This is a genomic window from uncultured Formosa sp. (assembly GCF_947500765.1).
In the GTDB taxonomy this organism is placed as follows: Bacteria; Bacteroidota; Bacteroidia; order Flavobacteriales; family Flavobacteriaceae; genus Formosa.
Window position 1 is genome coordinate 228521 of sequence record NZ_CANMTH010000004.1, and the last position, 20149, is coordinate 248669.

The window sequence follows — 20149 nt, forward strand, 5'->3', positions numbered from 1 at the left end:
TTTTACTTTTAAAGTATATAAATAGTAGAAAATAAAAAAGAGGAATCCGTGTGGATTCCTCTTTAAATATATTGATTATCTTACAATAACTATTAAAAGTTAGTAAGTAATTACATTATTTTATTACGCTTACGCTCAACTTCTGTTAAGTGAATTTTACGAAGACGTAAGAAATGAGGTGTAACTTCTACATACTCATCTTTTTGGATATATTCTAAAGCTTCTTCTAAAGAGAATTTAATTGCAGGTACAATTTTAGCTTTATCATCTGCACCAGACGAACGTACGTTACTTTGCTTTTTAGCTTTAGTAATGTTAATATTCATATCGTCTTGACGAGAGTTTTCACCAATAACTTGTCCTTCATAAATATCTTCTCCAGGCTCAACGAAAAACTTACCTCTATCTTGTAATTTATCGATAGAATAAGGAATAGCTTTACCATTTTCCATAGATACTAAAGATCCAGAAACACGACCTGGGATAGGTCCTTTTACAGGTTGGTACTCTTTATAACGGTGTGCCATGATAGCCTCACCTGCTGTTGCTGTTAATAATTGGTTACGTAAACCAATAATACCACGAGAAGGGATCAAGAATTCGCAAACCATACGGTCTCCTTTTGCTACCATAGATAACAATTCTCCTTTACGTAATGATACAAACTCTACAGCTCTACCAGATACCGTTTCAGGAAGGTCGATTGTTAATTCTTCCATTGGCTCACATTTAACACCATCAATTTCTCTAATGATTACTTGTGGTTGTCCAATTTGTAATTCATAACCTTCACGACGCATCGTTTCAATTAAAACAGATAAGTGTAATACTCCACGACCAAAAACCATGAATTTATCTGCACTACCTGTTTCACCTAGTTTAAGCGCTAAGTTCTTTTCTAATTCTTTTTCTAGACGATCTTTAATATGACGAGATGTTACAAACTTTCCGTCTTTACCAAAGAAAGGCGAATCGTTAATTGTAAACAACATACTCATAGTAGGCTCATCAATAGCAATTGTTTTTAAACCTTCTGGATTTTCAAAATCAGCAACAGTATCACCAATTTCAAAACCTTCAAGACCAACAATCGCACAGATATCTCCTGTTTGAACTTCGTCAACTTTTAAACGTCCTACACCTTCGAAAACGTGTAGTTCTTTAATTTTATTTTTAACTACAGATCCATCTCTTTTAACTAAAGAAATGTTTTGTCCTACTTTAAGTTCTCCTCTTGTTAAACGCCCAATAGCAATTCGTCCTGTAAAAGAAGAAAAATCTAAAGATGTAATTAACATTTGTGTATTTCCTACAGGTATTTTTGGAGCAGGAATATGTGCGATAACCATATCTAATAATGGCTCGATGTTATCTGTTTCATTTCTCCAATCATCACTCATCCAGTTATTCTTTGCAGAACCGTAAACTGTAGGGAAATCTAATTGCCATTCTTCTGCACCTAATTCGAACATTAAGTCGAATACTTTTTCATGTACTTCTTCTGGCGTACAGTTTTCTTTATCTACTTTATTTACAACAACACAAGGTTTTAAACCTAAGTCAATAGCTTTTTGCAATACAAAACGCGTTTGTGGCATAGGCCCTTCAAAAGCATCTACCAATAATAATACACCATCGGCCATGTTTAATACACGCTCTACTTCACCACCAAAATCGGCGTGACCAGGGGTATCAATGATATTGATTTTAGTGTCTTTATAAATAACTGAAACGTTTTTAGAAGTAATAGTAATTCCTCTTTCACGTTCTAAATCATTATTATCAAGGATTAAGTCTCCTGTATTTTCGTTATCACGAAATAAATGACAGTGGTACATAATTTTGTCAACCAACGTCGTTTTCCCGTGATCTACGTGTGCAATAATTGCAATGTTTTTAATATTAGCCATAATTGATGCCTTATTTAAGCGCGCAAAGGTACATTATATTTTTGTAGATTAGTTAATTTAATGTTATAAATTAACCTTAACTTAATTTCTATCTCTATCTTCCTATTCATTTTTAGCTCAAAAACAGCTAATCAAGCCTATATTCACTCCTTCCTAACTGTAAATCAAAATGTTGAAAACAAAAAAAATAACATCCAAGCACACTAAATCTATCCCCTATTTATACTTTATAAGTATATTAATATGTTGGTTCTCCTTAATAAACAGGTATAATGGACTAAGCGCTTACCTTATTTTACTCTTTGGAATTCCATTTCTATGGCAATTAATTAAACCAAATAACAAACTAAATTTCTCGTTAGCGATTACTTTTATTTGTCTGTCCTCTTATTTAATATTTATATTAAACAAATTACATGTTGTAAACATAATTCACCAAATATCGCACACTATAATATTTAGTGCTGTAGGATTAGGCTTAAACTTAATAATGGCATTATGGATTTTAAGAAATAATTTAACAATACAACAGTAAACTCCTTTATCGACACTTAACATTAGCATATTAATTTTCCGTAACTTTGTCGCCTAAAAAATTTAATTATATATGAACCTTTCAGATGTTCCTCAATTAAAACATATAGATGCTAATAACTTTTTCCTCCTTGCTGGGCCTTGTGCTATAGAAGGTGAAGATATGGCATTACGTATCGCAGAAAAGATTGTAACTATTACAGATGCTTTACAAATACCCTACGTATTTAAAGGTAGTTTTAAAAAAGCTAACCGTAGTAGAATTGATAGTTTTACAGGTATTGGTGATGAAAAAGCACTTAAAATTTTAAAGAAAGTTTCAGACACATTTCATATCCCTACAGTAACCGATATTCATGAAATTTCTGATGCCGCAATGGCTGCCGAATATGTAGACGTACTACAAATTCCAGCTTTTTTAGTACGCCAAACAGATTTATTGGTTGCTGCTGCAGAAACTGGAAAAGTTATCAACTTAAAGAAAGGACAATTTATGAGTCCTGAGGCTATGAAGCACGCCGTGCAAAAAGTAAAAGATTCTGGAAACAACAAAGCTTGGATTACAGATCGTGGTACTATGTTTGGTTACCAAGACATGATTGTAGATTTTAGAGGCATCCCAACTATGCGCGAATATGCGCCTACGGTTTTAGATGTAACCCATTCGCTACAACAACCAAACCAATCTAGTGGTGTAACTGGCGGAAGACCAGATATGATTGAAACCATTGCAAGAGCTGGAATTGTAAATAACGTTGATGGATTATTTATTGAAACCCACTTCGATCCGGCTAATGCGAAAAGTGATGGTGCAAACATGTTACATTTAGATCACTTAGAAGGTTTATTAAAGCATCTAGTTGCTATTAGAAAAACCATAACTGCATTTTAAATTTAGATTCCCTTTTTAATGAAAATTCAAACTATTATATTTTTAATAGGAAGTATTGCATTCCCCCTATTAAATGCTAGTGCACAAGATACAGAACCCCTAAAATACACCGATTCTAATAAAGGAAAATTCTTTGTAAGTTGGGGAGGTAACAGAGACAAGTTTTCTGAATCTGATATCACCTTTACTGGAGACGATTACAATTTTACACTTTACGATGTAGATGCTCACGACAAGCCAAAAGGATGGCATGTAGATTATATTAATCCGGCAAGTATGACCATACCTCAAACTAATTTTAGATTAGGGTATTTTATTAGCGACCATTATGCTGTTACGGTGAGTTTAGACCACATGAAGTATGTAATGACCCAAGAACAAACAGTACGCGCTAACGGATATATAGATATTCCTGAAGACCAAGAAAGTTCGCTTTACAATAATAATTTTCAAGACGACCCAGTGTATTTAAGTAAAGGTTTTTTAACTTTTGAACATACCGATGGTTTAAATTATATACATACAGAAATTGCGAGATTCGACGATATTTCTCAACTTTTTGGTATTAATAATACAGATGTTTTTCAAGTTAAATTAACAGAAGCGCTTGGTGGTGGAATTTTATACCCAAAAACAAACGCCAAGTTATTGGTTTACGATCGTAACGACGATTTCCATATTGCAGGTTATGGAGTATCTGCAAGTGCAGGTTTAAACTTAACATTCTTTAAACACTTTTTTATTCAAGGCGATTTAAAAGGTGGATTTATAAATATGCCAGATATTAGAACTACCGAAAACCCTTCAGATCGTGCTTCACAACACTTTTTCTTTGGAGAGACCATATTATCAATTGGTGGTATTTTTAGAATATAAAGAACCTCTTTAACGTATGAATTTATTAAAAAACAGTATCGTATTTATTATTTTAATTACAGTTTTTAGTTGCGCACAATCTAAAAAAGAAACTGTAAACACATCCGATACTGTTATAAATTCATCCTCAATAAAAATACAAACAAATAATTCTAAAGTCTTTTTTGAAGGGACAGGAACAACACCCGATTGGAACGTAATTTTAAGGGAGAATGAAATTCAATTTTCATTAAAAGATCACGTATTTCATTTCCCTTTACCTCATGTTAATAACGCTGCAGACGCTAATATTAAAATATACAGCTCACTAACAAAATCTGCTCATATTAGAATTAAAATAGCAATGCAAGATTGTCCAGATGCCAATGCAAAAATACATCCATATGCTGTTTCAATAGATTTTAAGCAAGCTTCAGATACAGATTTTACATCTTATAAAGGCTGTGGAGAATACGTTACAGACTATCGTTTACACGATATTTGGGTTCTAGAAACTATGGCAAACGACACTGTTAGCGTAGACCAATTCACAAAAGAGTTACCTAATATTGAAATTAACGCCAAAGCCAATTCTTTCTTGGGGTATGCAGGATGCAATACCATGAACGGATCTATTTTTTCTGAACAATCTAAAATCAGGTTTACAAATATTGTAATCACAAAAAAAATGTGTTTGCCTACAAATAAAGAAGCTCTATTTCTAAAAGCCTTAGAACATAGCACGCAATTTAAAATTGAAAACAACCGCTTATACTTATCTAATCCAGACGAAAACACACTTACATTTAAAAAAGTAGATTAATTTATGGATATTACCATTAGACAAGCTACAGCAGATGATTTACCAGAAATTACAGCGCTCTTTAGAAACACCATTACCGCTGTTAATGCCAAACATTACAACGAAAAACAAATAACAATTTGGGCTTCTGGAGCAAATGAAACAGACATTTGGTTAGAACGTATAGCCAACTTTTATTTTATTGTGGCCAAAAATGAAACTGAAATTGTGGGCTTTGCTTATTTAAAGAAAGGTTATTATTTAGATGGTTTATTTGTACATAAAGATTACCTAAGACAAGGAGTAGCCTCTGCCCTATTGCGTACTATGGAATCGCAAGTTATGGTTGAAGAGTTCCCAGAAATAAGATCAGACATTAGTATAACAGCATTACCCTTTTTTGAAAACAAGTATTACGACATCGTAAAAAAGCAGAAGAAAAATTTTAAAGGCGTGGTGTTTCAGAATTATATCGTGAAGAAAACATTATAAACTTAACTACTTTTTAGATTTTTTTTCAACTCTGAAGCATATTGCAATAGTTCAACAAATCGTAATTCATCTAAATCTTCTAAACTTTTAACAGGAATAGATCGCACACGTTTCCGTTTATTACAGTCTTGTAATTCGGGAAATTTAGTTTCTAGAAGAGCACCATCCATAAAAACCACATCTACATAATTGGTACCTTTTAAAACATTAAGAAACACAAAAGGCTTTTTCTTATAATAATAAAACGGCATTTTATAACTGTATTTTTCTTCAACCGCTAAGGTTTTCATTATAACACTCCGTACATACAGCATGATAGATTGATACGGTTCTGGCTGATTTAATATATGTTCTTCTGCAGGTTTCATCTGTTTTACAATATAATTTTAGGTTTCAATATAACATTAACCACTAAAAATCAAGGCCTGATAAAGTTTATTATATTTTTATTTAAATTAATTATAAATAAGCTTTGATAATATAACACTCTAATATACATTTGTCGAAAAAATTTACACAATTAATAATAAGTCTAAATAAAAACAATGAAAACATTATTCAGTTTTGCTGCGCTATTACTAACATCTTTTGTTATTAATGCACAACAATTAATTGTAAGCGGTACAGTTACAGATGCAGAAAACACCCCTATAGCAGGTGCAAATATTTCATTAAAAAACTCAAATAACGGAAGTCAAACCGACATAGACGGACAATTTGAAATTAAAAACCTTGGATCTGGAGATTACACAGCAGTAATATCCTATTTAGGTTACAAAACTAAAGAAGTCGCTTTTACGGTATCTAATAGTAACATGACGTTATCAAATATTACACTTTACGAAGGACAAGAAATCCTATCTGAAGTTGTTATAGATGGAAAACGCCGCAATATGTTTGCGAGAAAACAAACAGCTTACGTGTCTAAACTACCATTAAAAGATTTAGAAAACACACAAGTTTATTCTACAATAACTACAGATATCTTAGAATCTCAAATTGCAACTAATTTTGAAGACGCTTTAGATAATGCTACTGGTATACAACAACTATGGACATCTACTGGACGTGGTGGCGATGGTGCTGGATATTATTCACTACGCGGATTTAGTGTACAACCACAATTAGTAAATGGTGTTCCTGGATTAACAAACGGAACCATTAACGCTGCCAATATAGAACGTATTGAAGTAATTAAAGGCCCTTCGGCTACATTGTTTGGATCTTCAGTAACCTCTTACGGTGGATTAATAAATGTGGTAACTAAAAAACCATATAAAGGATCTGGCGGACAAATATCTTATACAGCAGGATCTTACGGATTAAATGTAATTACAGGTGATTTTAATACCGCTTTAGATAAAGATGAAAATCTATATTTCAGATTAAATACCTCTTACCATACAGAAGATAGCTTCCAAGATGCAGGTTTTAAAAAATCATTCTTTGTCGCTCCTTCTTTATCTTACCAAGTAAATAACAGATTATCGTTCTCGTTCTACGGAGAAATTTCTCAGTCAGAAAAAACAAACCCAACCATGTTATTTTTAAGTCGTGCTGGAGCAATGCAGTATGAAGACTTAAATGATTTAGGTTACGATTATAAAAAATCGTACACCAGTAATGCTCTAACATTAGAAAATCCAACACAAAACTATCGTGTAGAAATGGATTACAAATTATCTGATGCTTGGAACTCACAAACTATAGTATCTAGAAGTGTAACATCTACTAAAGGATATTACACCTATTTATACGATTTAACAGGAGCAGGAACATTCTCTCGTTACTTAAACAAACAAGATGCTTTAAGCAGAACTACAGATATTCAACAAAATTTTAATGGCGATTTTAAAATCGGAAATTTAAGAAATAGAATTGTTGCTGGTTTAGATTATTACAGTGTAACAAGCATTGACAACGGAAGTAGTTATGCATATTACGGATCTGTAACACCTAGTACTGGAGAAGAAGCAGATGGATACCCATTAACAACGGCAGGTGTAGATACCGCTTTAGCAGGATCTACAATAAACAATTACAAAACACGTACAAATGTTTATAGTGCTTACGTGTCTGATGTATTAGATATTACATCTAAATTATCTGCAATGGCAAGTGTTCGTTTTGATCAATTTGACAATGAAGGCGATATTACAACAAATACAGACGATTACGATCAGTTTGCTATATCTCCTAAATTTGGTTTATTATACCAGCCTATTGAAGACAGACTATCTGTATTTGCAAACTGGCAAAACGGATTTACAAACATTGGTCCTCAATTAGTAGGTGATGCTAGTTCTGTAGAAGGGCAAACTCTTAAAAACTTTGAACCAGAAGAAGCCAACCAAATTGAATTTGGAGTTAAAACAAACTTCTTTAACAACCGTTTAAACGCGACAGTTAACTATTACAGCATTTTAGTGAATAACAGATTAATGATCGATCCAAACGATACTTTTAACCAAATTCAAGATGGTGAAGTATCTAGTAAAGGTTTCGAATTAGAAATTAATGCAAACCCTGTAAATGGTTTAAACATTAGAGCTGGATATAGCTATAACGATAGTGAAATTAAAAAAGCAAGTACAGCGTCTACAATCGGAGAACGTCCTGTAGATGCTGGTTCTGATATTGTATACAACTTATGGGCAGATTATATTTTTGAAACAGGAACTTTAGAAGGTTTCGGAATTGGTGCTGGATTTAACGGTGCAAGCGAACGTGATATTATAAATGCTTCAGGATACACGTCTGGTGTATTTAGCGTACCTAGTTATATTGTCGCTAATGCTTCTGTTTACTATTCTGCAGACAAGTACCGTGTAGGTTTAAAATTAAACAACATGTTTAACGAAGAGTATTACTCAGGTTGGTCTACTCTAACACCACAACAACCAAGATCTGTATTAGCTAATTTCACATTTAAATTCTAAGTGATTTTATGAAGAAAATAATTCTAACACTCGCACTTTTAATATGTGTTGCTACACCGTCTTTTGCACATTACTTATGGATAGAAACTAGTCCCGAAGGAAAAGTAGGAGAAACACAAGAAGTACATGTATTTTACGGAGAATATACTTACAATGTAATTGAACAGGTTTCTGGGGAAGCTTTTCCTAAGGTAAAAGATTTCACACTTTGGGTTATAGACACTAACGGAAAGAAAACACAATTACAAGTTACAGCAAAAACAGATCGTTACGTAGCTTCATTTACACCGTCCGCAAACGGAACATATACTATTGTTTTAGATAACAATAAAATAGATGTTATTGACTATACAGCATATGATTTTGGAATTTTCAAAACGCATTATAATGCATCTGCCATCGTGCAAGTTGGAAACACAGCAACAAACACGAAGAATAGTAGTGAAACTGGAATTTCGGTTATAGAAGTTGCAAATAATGCTGAAGAAGTAAAACTACAAGTCTTATTTAAAGGAAAGCCTTTAAAGGATCAAGAAGCAGATATTTATGTCGCCGACAATTGGTCGAAAAAACGAACTACAGATTCAGAAGGTTACATTACGTTTAAGCGTCCGTGGCAAACAAAATACATTATTGAAACCACAACAAAAGAAGAAGCTCCTGGTAAATATAATAACAAAGATTATCAATTTATTTGGCATTGTGCAACCTACTGTATTCAATAAAAAAACTTATAAACAACTCTGAAAGTAATCCCTTCAGAGTTGTTTAATTTATAAAAGATATGATTTCAATTGCAATTTTATTAGTTATTATAGGCTTCTATTTGCTGTATTCAACATCTAAAAAAATGGATGCACCCATCCTATTAGGTTTCGAAAATCGATTAGTTAAGTATAAATTGGCATCTAAATTAGTAGGACTCATTTTACTTATACTGTCTTGTATTTTAACAATAAACGTGTTTGGCTTTGGTGCAGGAATCTTTTTATTTTTAATTAATCTCATGACGGTCGCGAGTCTAATTGTTCTTTTATCACCTTTAAAATTATTCAACGTCAAATTGCTTTTCATATTCATTTCACTTTGTGTTGCTGTCGAATTTTTAGTCCATATGCCTTAATTCTACTTGTATGCCTGCAAATAAAAAATATCTTACAACATCACCATGGCAACGGTTTGCCAAAATAACAGCAGGAATACTTGGCGGTTATTTGGTAAGCATGTCTTTCCATATGGCACTAACCTCTTGGATAAGTGCAACCAACATAATTATTACCTCAGCATTCACAGGATTCATCTTATGGGCTGCACTAATGGTTGTGGCATTTATAGCCAAAAACGGATGGAAAATTTGGGGCATATATATTTTAATAACCCTACTTTTCTCTTCAATACTATATTTAGGAACTCTTTATAATCCGTTAGTTTAATTTTATGAGCGATAAAAGAATTTATAACATTCTATTTCATACGCATACTATTAGTGGTATCGTAATTAGCGTATTGCTTTACGTGATATTTTTCGCAGGTTCATTTTCTTTTTTTCGAGATGAAATTGTAAACTGGGAACGCAACCAAACAGTTAAAAACACTGAAGCATTCGATTTAGATTTCGATGTAGCGTTAGATACCTTAAATACAACCTATAATTTAAATAGTAGAGATATAGAACTCTCTAAACATTTTATAGAACAACGTATAGGTGTTGCATTTTCTGCTCCAAAAGACACCATACTTAATCCAAATACTAAGGTAAATAGATATTCAACTTTAGACACTAAATCCTATGTAGAGAATTCTTATGATGGAGATTACACTTTAGGTGAATTTCTATACCGTCTACACTTTTTTGCACAAATGCAACCTATAGGATATATGCTCGCCGGCTTTGTGGCTTTCTTTTTTCTATTCGCAATCATTACTGGAGTTATTGTGCATTGGAGTAAAATTGTCTCGAATTTTTACACCTTTAGACCTTATGCTAAACTAAAAACGTTGTGGACAGATGCACACACCGCATTAGGAGTTATCGGGTTACCATTTCAGTTTGTGTATGCTGTAACGGGGGCGTTTTTCATGATAAAAGCCATTATTATTGCCCCTACTGTTTTTTTTCTTTTTAACGGTGATTCTGCTAAATTTTATGATGACTTGGGATATTCTCATCCAGAATACGAATACACACACACACCTTTAGATAAAGATTTTAGTCTGAATTATTACGTCGATAAAACAGAAGCCTTATGGCCTAACTTTGATGCCACTCAAATTCATGTTTTTAATTATGGCGATGCCAACATGCACGTTATGATAGAAGGACATTTAAAATACAAAGACAAATATACTGCGGTTGGGGAAGCAATTTATAAAGTTGATACAGACACCCTTATTCATAAAAAAGACCCTAACCAAAGTGCCACCTATTTAGATGGTGTTAAAAATGTAATGTTCCGTTTACATTATGGTGATTACGGAGGCATGACATTAAAATTAGTCAGTTTTTTACTTGGTATAATTTCTTGTGTTGTTATTCTTTCTGGAGTTATGATTTGGGGCGTTGCTAGAAACAAGAAAACAATTTCTGAAAAGAAAAGACGATTTAATGCGTGGTTGGTTACCATCTATCTCGCCATTTGTTTAAGCATGTACCCGATTACAGCGCTTTCTTTTATTGCTGTAAAAATAAATAACCACGCCAGCAAAACGTTTATTTACAGTTTTTACTTTATAGGGTGGCTACTATTAACGTTATTTTATAGTATAAAAAAAGACAATTATTTCACGAATAAGAATACGCTGCTTTTAGGTTCAATATTCGGATTTTTAATTCCGATTACAAATGGCATTATGACTAATAATTGGGTGTGGTTAAGCTATAAAAACGATCAATTCCAGATCTTTTTTATCGATGTGTTTTGGATAGTCTTATCTACAATAACATTGTATGCTTACTTTAAACTAAAAAGCAAACCAAAGGACTAATCCTTAACTTGGAATAGAATACCATTGTGTTGAAATGAAAAAAGAGAACTATTTATATGAATATAAATAGTTCTCTTTTTTAGAATAACGCTCTTTAATATTTATTTGAAAGTTATAATGTTTTCAATTCTTACTCTTTACCATCTACATAGTCTTGTAAATAAGCAAAGCGAGGCGTTAATTTTCCATTGTGTGTCATGCGAGCACGTTCTAAAATACCATCAGCATCATTATTAAAAAATGCTGGTATGACATGTTTTAAAAACATTTGCCCGAACCACACACTGGCATCAGACGATAGTTCGCTAGACAAGTTGTTTACAGCCATGACAGCAATCGCTTCTGGATCTTTAAAATCTGTTTCTAATCCTGTTCCTGGATTGTATCCATAGATAGGATTTTCTATTGTAGATGCTCTAATAGTTGATGCTACTGCACCATTAATATCGCAACTGATATCTGCAACCACCTTTATATTAAAATCTGGGCTTTTAGCATCTGCTTTCGTAAATAAAGCAGGAGAGTTATTCCCATAAAAATGACCTGTAATTAACATATCTGTTTGTGTTACAAAGCGCATAAATGTAGATTGATAATGTTTCGGATTTTTAAAAAAATCTCTAACAGATTTTACTTTGCCATCTTTACGTGCATTATAATCTAAAGAATCGATATTACAATATACAGGCGTTGTAAACGTTTTAGTTAGATAATCATCTACACTTACTTTCGGAATCTTAAGCAATTCTAATATTTCCATAGCACCAAGAGCCACTTTTCCGCGACCCGTTAAAAGAATTTTTATGTTTGGTACTTGTAATTTTTTAAGTTGAAGTTGTAATGCCTTTTGATCTGTTAAGGCGTTTACTTGTGGTAAATTCCATGTAGTAAATTTTAAACCCCATGCTCTAAATCCATTATAAGCTCCTACAATTCCTGCATAACGTCCAAAACCTATTAAACGGTTATTTTTAACATCGGTTATCGCCTCATGATCGTAAAATGTAATTTTTTTATCTAAAAGAGCTTGTAACAACGGCCTGTTATAAGGTTGTTTTTTTAAGGTATGTGAAAAGAAAAAATATGATTTATTCGGAATTAAAGATTCTACAGAAACTTCATTGACACCAATAAATACATCGGAGTCTGTGACATCCTTCATTACTGAAAAACCTGTCAGTTTGTAAACTTCGTCAGGAAATATTCTGATTTTAGACTTTTCGACTTTAAATTTAGTCTCTGGATATTGCTGTTTTACTTGCAATAAAGTCTTTGGAGAAAACACTACACGTCTGTCTAACGGAGATTTACGTTCTTTAATAATAGCAAATTTCATAGTAGCGGATTTTAATATTCTGACACCTTAGAGGCATTGGCACAACTTTTGCACTAAATTACACGGAATTGCGAGTTTAAACAAATTTTTTAATAGCTTTGCATTCCTAATTTTTTCTTATACTATCAGGATTAAATTAGTTGCGTTAAGGATTGAAGCGGCATCCTTTTTAATTTTTTCAATTAAAAAGATACAGCGTAAAGCCTGCCCGAAAGGGAACGCCAAAATACTTACAATAATGGGGTCGACTGGTTTTGACAGCGAGATTTATTGAACGGTAAGCACGTCGTGTAATGATTTTGATACACGTTAAAGGCTAGATCACACTTTTAAACGGCGAGAATAACTACGCTTTAGCTGCTTAATCCGAACTATAGTAGGATTGGCCTAGGTACACAAGGTGTACAAGCTTTATGTCTCCGGAAAGCCTTGATTGACGGCGTTCCATTTTGAGATATCGTAAATGTCAATATAGAAAATGAGGCGCTTTGACTCGTTTTTGAAACTAAAGAAGATAAGTTGTAAGTGGGTTGTCTTTAACCAGCTTACAAACGAAAACCCAAGAAAAGAATAAGCGTGTAGAAAGCCCTTTGATGACTTGTTTGGACGAGAGTTCGATTCTCTCCGACTCCACTTTTAAGCCCCGTAAACCTAGTGTTTACGGGGCTTTTTGTTTTGTATTGACAATGCTTAGTTTTTTAATTGATAAAAACAGAACACTGCTTAAACATTATGTAGACTTTCCTATAAATTCTGTAAATCTTATTGGATACAAGTTTTAAAACAGAACGAAAAAAACCAATGTTATCTCATACTAGCATAATATCGCTTTTATCTTTACAATATTAACCTCTTGTATTATAGGGCGTATTAAGCGTTGTTAGTATTGTAGAAGCGCAATCTCCATCTATAACCGTAAGGAGTAATTTGTATAATTTATTGTTGTTTGGGATATCAAGTTCTATTTTTGATTCATTCCCAACATCTAGAATGGTTATAGGATTTCCAAAGGCATCATACTTAATTAACGACCATTCAAACTGTATGCCATCTACATCTTTTCCAAACATCCAGTCTTTTTCCTGATTATAAATCATGGCATGATATGTAAACATACGAGCAGTATAAAGTAATCGAGATGGTTTTAATATATTAATTTTCAAACATTCGGTATTTTTTTCATCAATGTTTAAAGTGTTTAATAATTTAAAATAATCAGATTTAGACCTCCCTTTTCTATCTATTACTCCATTAAAAGTTACCGTATTAGTACCATACTGGTCTTGCCATTCTGTTAGATAAAAAGAGGTGTTATGTTCTAAACCTATAAGATCTACTGCATCTGCAGTGTCAATAGCACTTAATTCGTAATTAATATTAGCGTCTGCCACGTAGTCCAATACACCATCTAAATACTCTGTATTGCTAACTACTAACCCCAATACATCTATATTAGGCAAGTATTCCTGAATCAATTTAAAATGATGATAACTTTTACTGTTTACCTCTACATCCAAAATTACAGGGCGTTTAGAATCAATATTCTTTATCTTAATGACAAGATTATTTAGCCATAACAGATAGGCTTTGTTCTGATAAAATAATTCTGGTTTATTAAAAATAGTTTTCTGATTTGATAACACATCATTTTGAATGGACCACGTAATAATATTAGTTCTATGATTATTCTTAGCAATCTTATCGAGAATTTTATTTTCAAGTTGTTTAAGCCTAATCGTATCGCGTCTAAAATTTATATTTTCTGGAATCCAAAACCCATAGCTTACGTTTAAATTATAGGCTGCACTTAAGTTTAAAACATTATAATCGTACGTTGCATTTTCTGTAAACCGTATGGTGTTTAGTCCTAGTTTTTTCATGTTTTCAAAATCTGTAATTAAATTTTGTCGACTTAAAACATGGTAATCTTGATTCCAAATTCTACCTTTTTTTAAATTAACCCCTTTTATATTAGGTATTAAATTAATATTGGTGTCCTTTTGTTTAGGTTCTAAAACCTGGTCATGATTATTTTTTTTGTACTGCACTTTATTTTTAAACTCATTTACAGGCACATCGCCTTTAGAGATGGTCCAATCAAAATAACTTGAAGATTCAGTGCCTTCTGGCAAATTATTATCCAAATTACTATTAAAATAGACTATAGCACGTATTTCATCAAACTCATAATTTAAGGTATTAAATGCGCTTGAAAACCATTTTCTTTGATTATCGCCATCCTTTAAAACGCCAAACTCCGAAATCATAACAGGTGTTTCGGGCAAGGTTTTAAAAGCATTATGAAAAGAATCGTATAACTGTTTAAAACTATACCAATTTTCCGGATCTTTTAATGTTGCATAGTTTAAAATATTAACCCCAAACCAATCTACATATTCCGGACCGGGATAAAATGCTTTTACATTTTTAGCCTTCCAGGGATTCCAAACCCATATTACCTTTCCTACGCCATTTTCTCTAAAAATATCATGGACATGTCTCCAAGCCTCTTTAAAGGTTGTAGACGCTACTTCGGTATTATCATACCACGGGTAAAAAGGATTATCGAATTCGTGTGAGTACCTTAAGAACACCGGTTTATTTAACTTTTTTAATTCAAGCGCAAAGGCGTTTATATACGTATCTAGGTAACCAGCGATAATTAACGTGTTAACATGCTTATTTTCGGGTACACTATCTAAAAAGGTGTTTAACCAAGGTTCCCATGTAATCATGGGGATTGCTCCTTTATTATAAACAGAGTCTAATGTTTTATTAAAAAAACCGGAATCAATAGTTTTATCCCAAGCTATATAAAACGAAATAATATCCATTTTTTTATCTAATATCTGCTCGACTTCACTAATCTTTTTATCCACCGAAACACCGTTATCTTTATCTGGTGCAAATGCCCCCACATACTTAACATGTTCTAGTTTCGGTTTTTCATAATCTACACCATGTATTTTTATTTGTTCTTTATCGTATTGCAAAACAACACAGCACACCAAAACAACCGACAGCAAGATTAATGCCCAATTATTTAAGATTTTAAATACTTTTTCCCGTTTAGTATTGGATATAACTTGTTTTTGCATATCAAGAAAGTCTTCAAAATTTATAAAACTTCTTTTTTCGTAAGCAAAACTTAAAGTGTAAAGTAGAATACTCGAATTCCATAAAGCAAAAGCAGCCATAAGTATTGAAAACGGAGTAAAATCTGCATATAAGCCATAAATTACCGCTATCACGGAAATTATAGCAATGCTTATATTTGGTAAAATGATGCCTAATCGAGTAATCGCTTTATCAGATTTTGGAGTTGGAATATAAAGCACCTTTTTTCGAATAAAAGTATATAGTACACCTATTAAAAAAACCCACCAGGCACATTGTAATAATAAACCTCCTATAAGATGTACACCTCTTTCATTTTTATTGATTACCCATTGCTGAACATAGAATCGAATGAGAAGTATACTTGCTAATATCGGACAAACAAGTAATCCAAAATTTAAAATATTCCCTTTCCAAGGTGTAACTGAAAAAAATAGCGCTATAATAGGAATTATAAAACTTATCATAAACATAAGACCAGACAAGTAATGCAGCGGTAACACCCCATAATGCAACTTTTGCCGCCAAGTAAATTGTTTAAATAATTTAGGATACACATCTGTTAACAATTCAAAGGTCCCTTTAGACCATTTTAATTGCTGCTGATAGTAAGAGGTTAATGTTGCTGGAACTAATCCTTTTGTAAAAGATTCAGGGACATATATAGATTTCCATCCTTTAGCATGAAGTAGCATGGCGGTGTGTAGATCTTCAGATAATCCGGGGGCATGCCCGCCTATAGAGTTTAATGCGGCTCGTCTAAATACGCAATTGGCTCCGATGGCATTTACGGTTCCATAAGAATTCATCCCCATCATTAAAGGGCCATAAAAGTGAAAGGTTTGTTCTGCCGCGCCTGCTGCGACATTAGACTCTTCAATATTATAATACGCCTGAACGGTCTGCACAAAACCAATACCATCGTCTTGGAAATAAGGTATCACTTCTTCTAAAAAATCTTCAGAAGGCACATGGTCGGGATCTAGAATAAGACATAAATCGCCTGTAGCTTGTTGCAATGCATTATTTATATTACCCGCTTTTGCATCTATTCTAACGCTTCTAGTGACATGAATTATATCATGCTCTAAACAAAATGTTTTTAAATAATCATCATTGGCTTCATCGCACAAATAGGTGGTATGAGGGTGTCTCATCTTTTTTATTGCGCGTAACGTTTCGGTAACCATTTCTATGGGTTCTCCTGGAAAATAGGTTGTTAAAACATCTACAGAAAAGGGTTTTGTAAGCGTTGGTTTTTTAGGAATACTCATATTCCAATAATGGTACCATATATAAAGTACCCTAAAACAATCGAAACCAATAAGGAGCAGTAACAACACATAGAGGAACACATTATCTATCAGACTTTTATTAGAAAACCAATAAAAGAAATTAATGATGCTTAATAAGCCTATAAGAATCATTATTCTTAGCATTATAACCTCCTTTTTATTGGGTGCTTTAAGTTTGTTATTATCTGTCATCTAATACGTAAAACGGAATATTGGCTGTTGAAAAATTATTGTGGGTATCATAAACATACGCAAACAAGCGATAAGGCCCCGCTTTCTTAGGAACAACAAAACGTGTGGTATAACCTTTGCCAATTTCATCTATTTGAAATGTATTTAAAGACGTCTCATAGATCCATTCTTGATTGCCCCACCCTTCTTTATATAGTTCCCATTTATAAACTAGGGTTGTATCCTGTACATCTTGCACACGAATTTGTGCTTTTACAGTATCCTTTGGTTTCAGTATAATGGGCTCTTGGTCTGTCTTCCCTTTTAAGACCATGCCATCTACCTGAGGCGGTAATGGTATTGCATGATCTGATATACGCCATAGCGCCTGTAAATCATAGAATGTTTGCGACTTTCGCCCAGCTGCATCAAAAATATTAAACCATGTTGGCGTACCTTCTATTTTTGTGCCCCAATAAAAAGCCAAACTACCAAGACTTAAATCATCGTTTTGTATATAATCTTCATATCGCTGTTTGTAAACGGCTCCCTTTTGGGTACTATTTAACTCTAGAATTGCTTTCCACTCATTTTCTGTAGATTCCCAAGGGCCATTAATACCCCACTCACTTACATAATACGGAATGGGTTCTGTGACTAAAGAAATTTTTAAGTTTAAGGCGTTTAAATCTTTAAGATTACTAAATACATTAAACCCCAAAACATCTATATTTGGAGAATGTAAATAGATTCCTAAGGTTTGCCCTCTAGATGTTCCACTTATAGTCGTTCCTACAAGATGGTTTGGATCTTCTAGATGGATAACATCTATTAACGCGTTAAATGTGTTTATAAAGTTATTCTTTTTAGTAACTAGCGGATAATTTAACTCATTCCCTAGATTCCAAATTAATAATGCCGGATGATTTTTATGTGTATTTACAAACCGTTTAACATCTTTTTGCACTTGCACACAATACGATTCTTCTTTATATGGATTATAAGATTTTCCATATATAGGTAACGGTATATCTACAATAACAGCCAAATTATAGTGCTGTGCTTCATCTAAAACACGAGCGATATTAGTGGTATCGTACACTCTTACTGTATTCCCCCCTATTTCGGCTAATGCTTTAAAATACGACGTTCCAGATACCCCTTTAATATAAAAAGGAGATCCATGGCGTATAAGTTGTTTACCTGTGGGTGTGTTTTGCAGATATACACTTTTTGTTATATCTACATTATAAGTTCTTGAATAATTAAAATATAACAGAATGACTACAACAAGAAATCCAATTAAAACTATACCATAAAAATATTTTCTCATAAATCCGTTTAACGTGCTACCACTAAACAATTTAAAGAATAATTTCTTTTACACATAGCTATTACAGTTAAACTACTAAAAATTATAGATTAAAAGCGTGCTTTTAATCTCAGTATATAATTAGCTTGATTTAGTAAACTTTTTTCATCAAGTGGTTCTAATTATCTATTCAACCCAATAAGTAACTAAATCAATTGAATTTGTAATGTAATTCAAGATGCAATAAATTCATAATTTAAATTAAGGACATCTGCTTTTGTCTCTCAATTACAACAGTTGTTCCTTCTAGTTCTTTGAATTCACAAATAGTATCACTCCTATCAATCTTACTCAAATCTTTTACAGTTAAAAAAACATATTATCCATCGTTTAGTTTTGATGTCATTCCTTTTAATAATTGGGATAAATTTGTTTCTTCGGCCATTTTATTATGTTTATTAGAAAAAAACTTTAATTTTTTTTTCGTCTTTATCTATTTACTTTTCCTAAAAAAAAGAAATACTGAAAACGGTAACTTTTGATAATATGAATGATTTCAATAAAATAGATCAAGCATCGTATTCTTAAAACCATATTCACTTATTTAATTCATTCTAAAATATTTTTAAAATCTAATAGCCTCCCATTATTAAGAGGGAAACCAGTCGAACTTCCTATAATAAATTCACAGGTATCTGACTCACCAGGTTTTGTTGAGATAAATACATAAATTTCATTTGGCAAAACATCATCCTCCCCTTTACTACTTTCATTTATAAAATTTACAATAGTTTGCCTTCTAAGAAACTCATTATAAATCTCTTTAACCACATATCCTCCAGAAGACAATTGATAAACAGTCGTTTTATTTTTTGAAGGTATAATTAAAGCAGCATAAGAATAATATACTTCACCATGACCAGAAACTAAAAAGTAATATGATTCAGAATTAATTGTTGGGTTATACCCCTCCATGTCGACCATAAAGTTTAAATGATTGTATAAATCATTGATTTCAGTATTAAAATCTTCATTTTCTGAGCATTTTAATCTTGTATTTTGTCCATAAGCAAAAGAGAAAACCAAGAATATACTAAATAATACTATCTTATTTATTTTCATTATTCTAAAATTATTAATAAAGACGGCCTATATATAAGAAGTAATCACACTTAATATTTTTTTAAACCATTATTAATTCTGCCTAAATAAAGAAGTAAATCTTTATCTATTACTTTAGAATTATCTAATAAAGATTCTATAATTTTTTCAGAAATTTCAAGAAATTCCTTATCTGCATCTTCTAAATTTTTACCACATTTTATAATCTCGATAAAAAATAATTCTGCTGATCCTTTTTTATCTTCGTTATTAGCAATTGCCATAATTTCTGAAAAACTCTTGTCTTTATATTGCTTTCCAAATTCTTCAATATCGATTTCAGTCATTATTTTTTATTTTAAATTATCCTTATTTAGTGGTTCTAATTATTTATTCAATACAATAAAC

Annotated in this window: 17 protein-coding genes and 1 other RNA gene; 9 read left to right on the forward strand and 9 right to left on the reverse strand. The window is 32.3% G+C overall.

The annotated features are described in order from the left end of the window. Positions 1 to 110: 110 nt before the first annotated feature. Positions 111 to 1910, reverse strand: coding sequence for a translational GTPase TypA (gene typA / locus Q1B05_RS09930; protein ID WP_299780187.1), 1800 nt, complete (start codon positions 1908 to 1910; stop codon positions 111 to 113). Positions 1911 to 2517: 607 nt separating this feature from the next. On the opposite strand from typA, the gene kdsA reads away from it, so the two are divergent. The 4 genes from kdsA to Q1B05_RS09950 are packed head-to-tail and all read left to right on the forward strand — an operon-like array spanning position 2518 to position 5485. Continuing rightward, positions 2518 to 3336 (forward strand): 3-deoxy-8-phosphooctulonate synthase, encoded by an 819-nt coding sequence (gene kdsA, locus Q1B05_RS09935; protein ID WP_299780188.1) that lies wholly within the window; start codon positions 2518 to 2520, stop codon positions 3334 to 3336. 18 nt (positions 3337 to 3354) lie between these two features. Beyond that, entirely contained in the window at positions 3355 to 4212 is an 858-nt protein-coding gene (locus Q1B05_RS09940) for a hypothetical protein (protein WP_299780190.1), read from the forward strand. Between the two features lie 16 nt (positions 4213 to 4228). Further along, positions 4229 to 5014 carry an META domain-containing protein gene (locus tag Q1B05_RS09945; RefSeq protein WP_299780192.1) on the forward strand — a complete coding sequence of 262 codons (786 nt, stop codon included), beginning with the start codon at positions 4229 to 4231 and terminating at the stop codon, positions 5012 to 5014. Between the two features lie 3 nt (positions 5015 to 5017). Beyond that, entirely contained in the window at positions 5018 to 5485 is a 468-nt protein-coding gene (locus tag Q1B05_RS09950) for a GNAT family N-acetyltransferase (protein WP_299780194.1), read from the forward strand. 2 nt (positions 5486 to 5487) lie between these two features. Here Q1B05_RS09950 and Q1B05_RS09955 read toward each other — a convergent pair whose 3' ends face one another. Further along, positions 5488 to 5853: a DUF1801 domain-containing protein gene (locus Q1B05_RS09955; RefSeq protein ID WP_299780196.1), complete on the reverse strand. Its 366-nt coding sequence runs from the start codon at positions 5851 to 5853 to the stop codon at positions 5488 to 5490. A gap of 177 nt (positions 5854 to 6030) precedes the next feature. Here Q1B05_RS09955 and Q1B05_RS09960 point away from each other — a divergent pair, with 177 nt between their 5' ends. Together Q1B05_RS09960 and Q1B05_RS09965 are read left to right on the forward strand one after the other, a co-directional pair. Further along, entirely contained in the window at positions 6031 to 8424 is a 2394-nt protein-coding gene (locus Q1B05_RS09960; RefSeq protein ID WP_299780198.1) for a TonB-dependent receptor, read from the forward strand. Between the two features lie 8 nt (positions 8425 to 8432). Beyond that, positions 8433 to 9149 carry a DUF4198 domain-containing protein gene (locus tag Q1B05_RS09965; protein ID WP_299780200.1) on the forward strand — a complete coding sequence of 239 codons (717 nt, stop codon included), beginning with the start codon at positions 8433 to 8435 and terminating at the stop codon, positions 9147 to 9149. A 97-nt stretch (positions 9150 to 9246) separates the two neighbouring features. Here the strand turns inward: Q1B05_RS09965 and Q1B05_RS09970 are convergent, their stop codons facing one another. Then, positions 9247 to 9432, reverse strand: coding sequence for a hypothetical protein (locus Q1B05_RS09970; protein ID WP_299780202.1), 186 nt, complete (start codon positions 9430 to 9432; stop codon positions 9247 to 9249). Positions 9433 to 9557: 125 nt separating this feature from the next. On the opposite strand from Q1B05_RS09970, the gene Q1B05_RS09975 reads away from it, so the two are divergent. Together Q1B05_RS09975 and Q1B05_RS09980 are read left to right on the forward strand one after the other, a co-directional pair. Next, positions 9558 to 9857, forward strand: coding sequence for a hypothetical protein (locus Q1B05_RS09975; protein ID WP_299780204.1), 300 nt, complete (start codon positions 9558 to 9560; stop codon positions 9855 to 9857). Positions 9858 to 9861: 4 nt separating this feature from the next. Next, complete coding sequence (locus Q1B05_RS09980; protein WP_299780206.1) at positions 9862 to 11409, forward strand: PepSY domain-containing protein; 1548 nt, start codon at positions 9862 to 9864, stop codon at positions 11407 to 11409. A 130-nt stretch (positions 11410 to 11539) separates the two neighbouring features. On the opposite strand, the gene Q1B05_RS09985 is transcribed toward Q1B05_RS09980, so the two are convergent. Beyond that, entirely contained in the window at positions 11540 to 12745 is a 1206-nt protein-coding gene (locus Q1B05_RS09985; protein ID WP_299780209.1) for an NAD(P)-dependent oxidoreductase, read from the reverse strand. Positions 12746 to 12985: 240 nt separating this feature from the next. Between Q1B05_RS09985 and ssrA the strand changes: the two genes are divergently transcribed. After that, positions 12986 to 13381, forward strand: a transfer-messenger RNA (tmRNA) gene (gene ssrA, locus Q1B05_RS09990). Positions 13382 to 13590: 209 nt separating this feature from the next. Here the strand turns inward: ssrA and Q1B05_RS09995 are convergent. From Q1B05_RS09995 to Q1B05_RS10010, 5 genes are all read right to left on the reverse strand, one after another. Beyond that, positions 13591 to 17349, reverse strand: a complete 3759-nt coding sequence (locus Q1B05_RS09995) for a glycosyltransferase family 2 protein (RefSeq protein WP_299780212.1) — start codon at positions 17347 to 17349, stop codon at positions 13591 to 13593. After that, positions 17339 to 18661: a glycoside hydrolase family 2 TIM barrel-domain containing protein gene (locus tag Q1B05_RS10000; protein ID WP_299780214.1), complete on the reverse strand. Its 1323-nt coding sequence runs from the start codon at positions 18659 to 18661 to the stop codon at positions 17339 to 17341. Before Q1B05_RS10000 ends, Q1B05_RS09995 begins: the two co-directional genes overlap by 11 nt. A 235-nt stretch (positions 18662 to 18896) precedes the next feature. Then, positions 18897 to 18995, reverse strand: a complete 99-nt coding sequence (locus Q1B05_RS18700) for a hypothetical protein (RefSeq protein ID WP_366944358.1) — start codon at positions 18993 to 18995, stop codon at positions 18897 to 18899. A 254-nt stretch (positions 18996 to 19249) separates the two neighbouring features. After that, positions 19250 to 19762: a hypothetical protein gene (locus tag Q1B05_RS10005; RefSeq protein ID WP_299780216.1), complete on the reverse strand. Its 513-nt coding sequence runs from the start codon at positions 19760 to 19762 to the stop codon at positions 19250 to 19252. A gap of 50 nt (positions 19763 to 19812) precedes the next feature. Beyond that, positions 19813 to 20088, reverse strand: coding sequence for a hypothetical protein (locus Q1B05_RS10010; RefSeq protein ID WP_299780218.1), 276 nt, complete (start codon positions 20086 to 20088; stop codon positions 19813 to 19815). Positions 20089 to 20149: the final 61 nt, after the last annotated feature.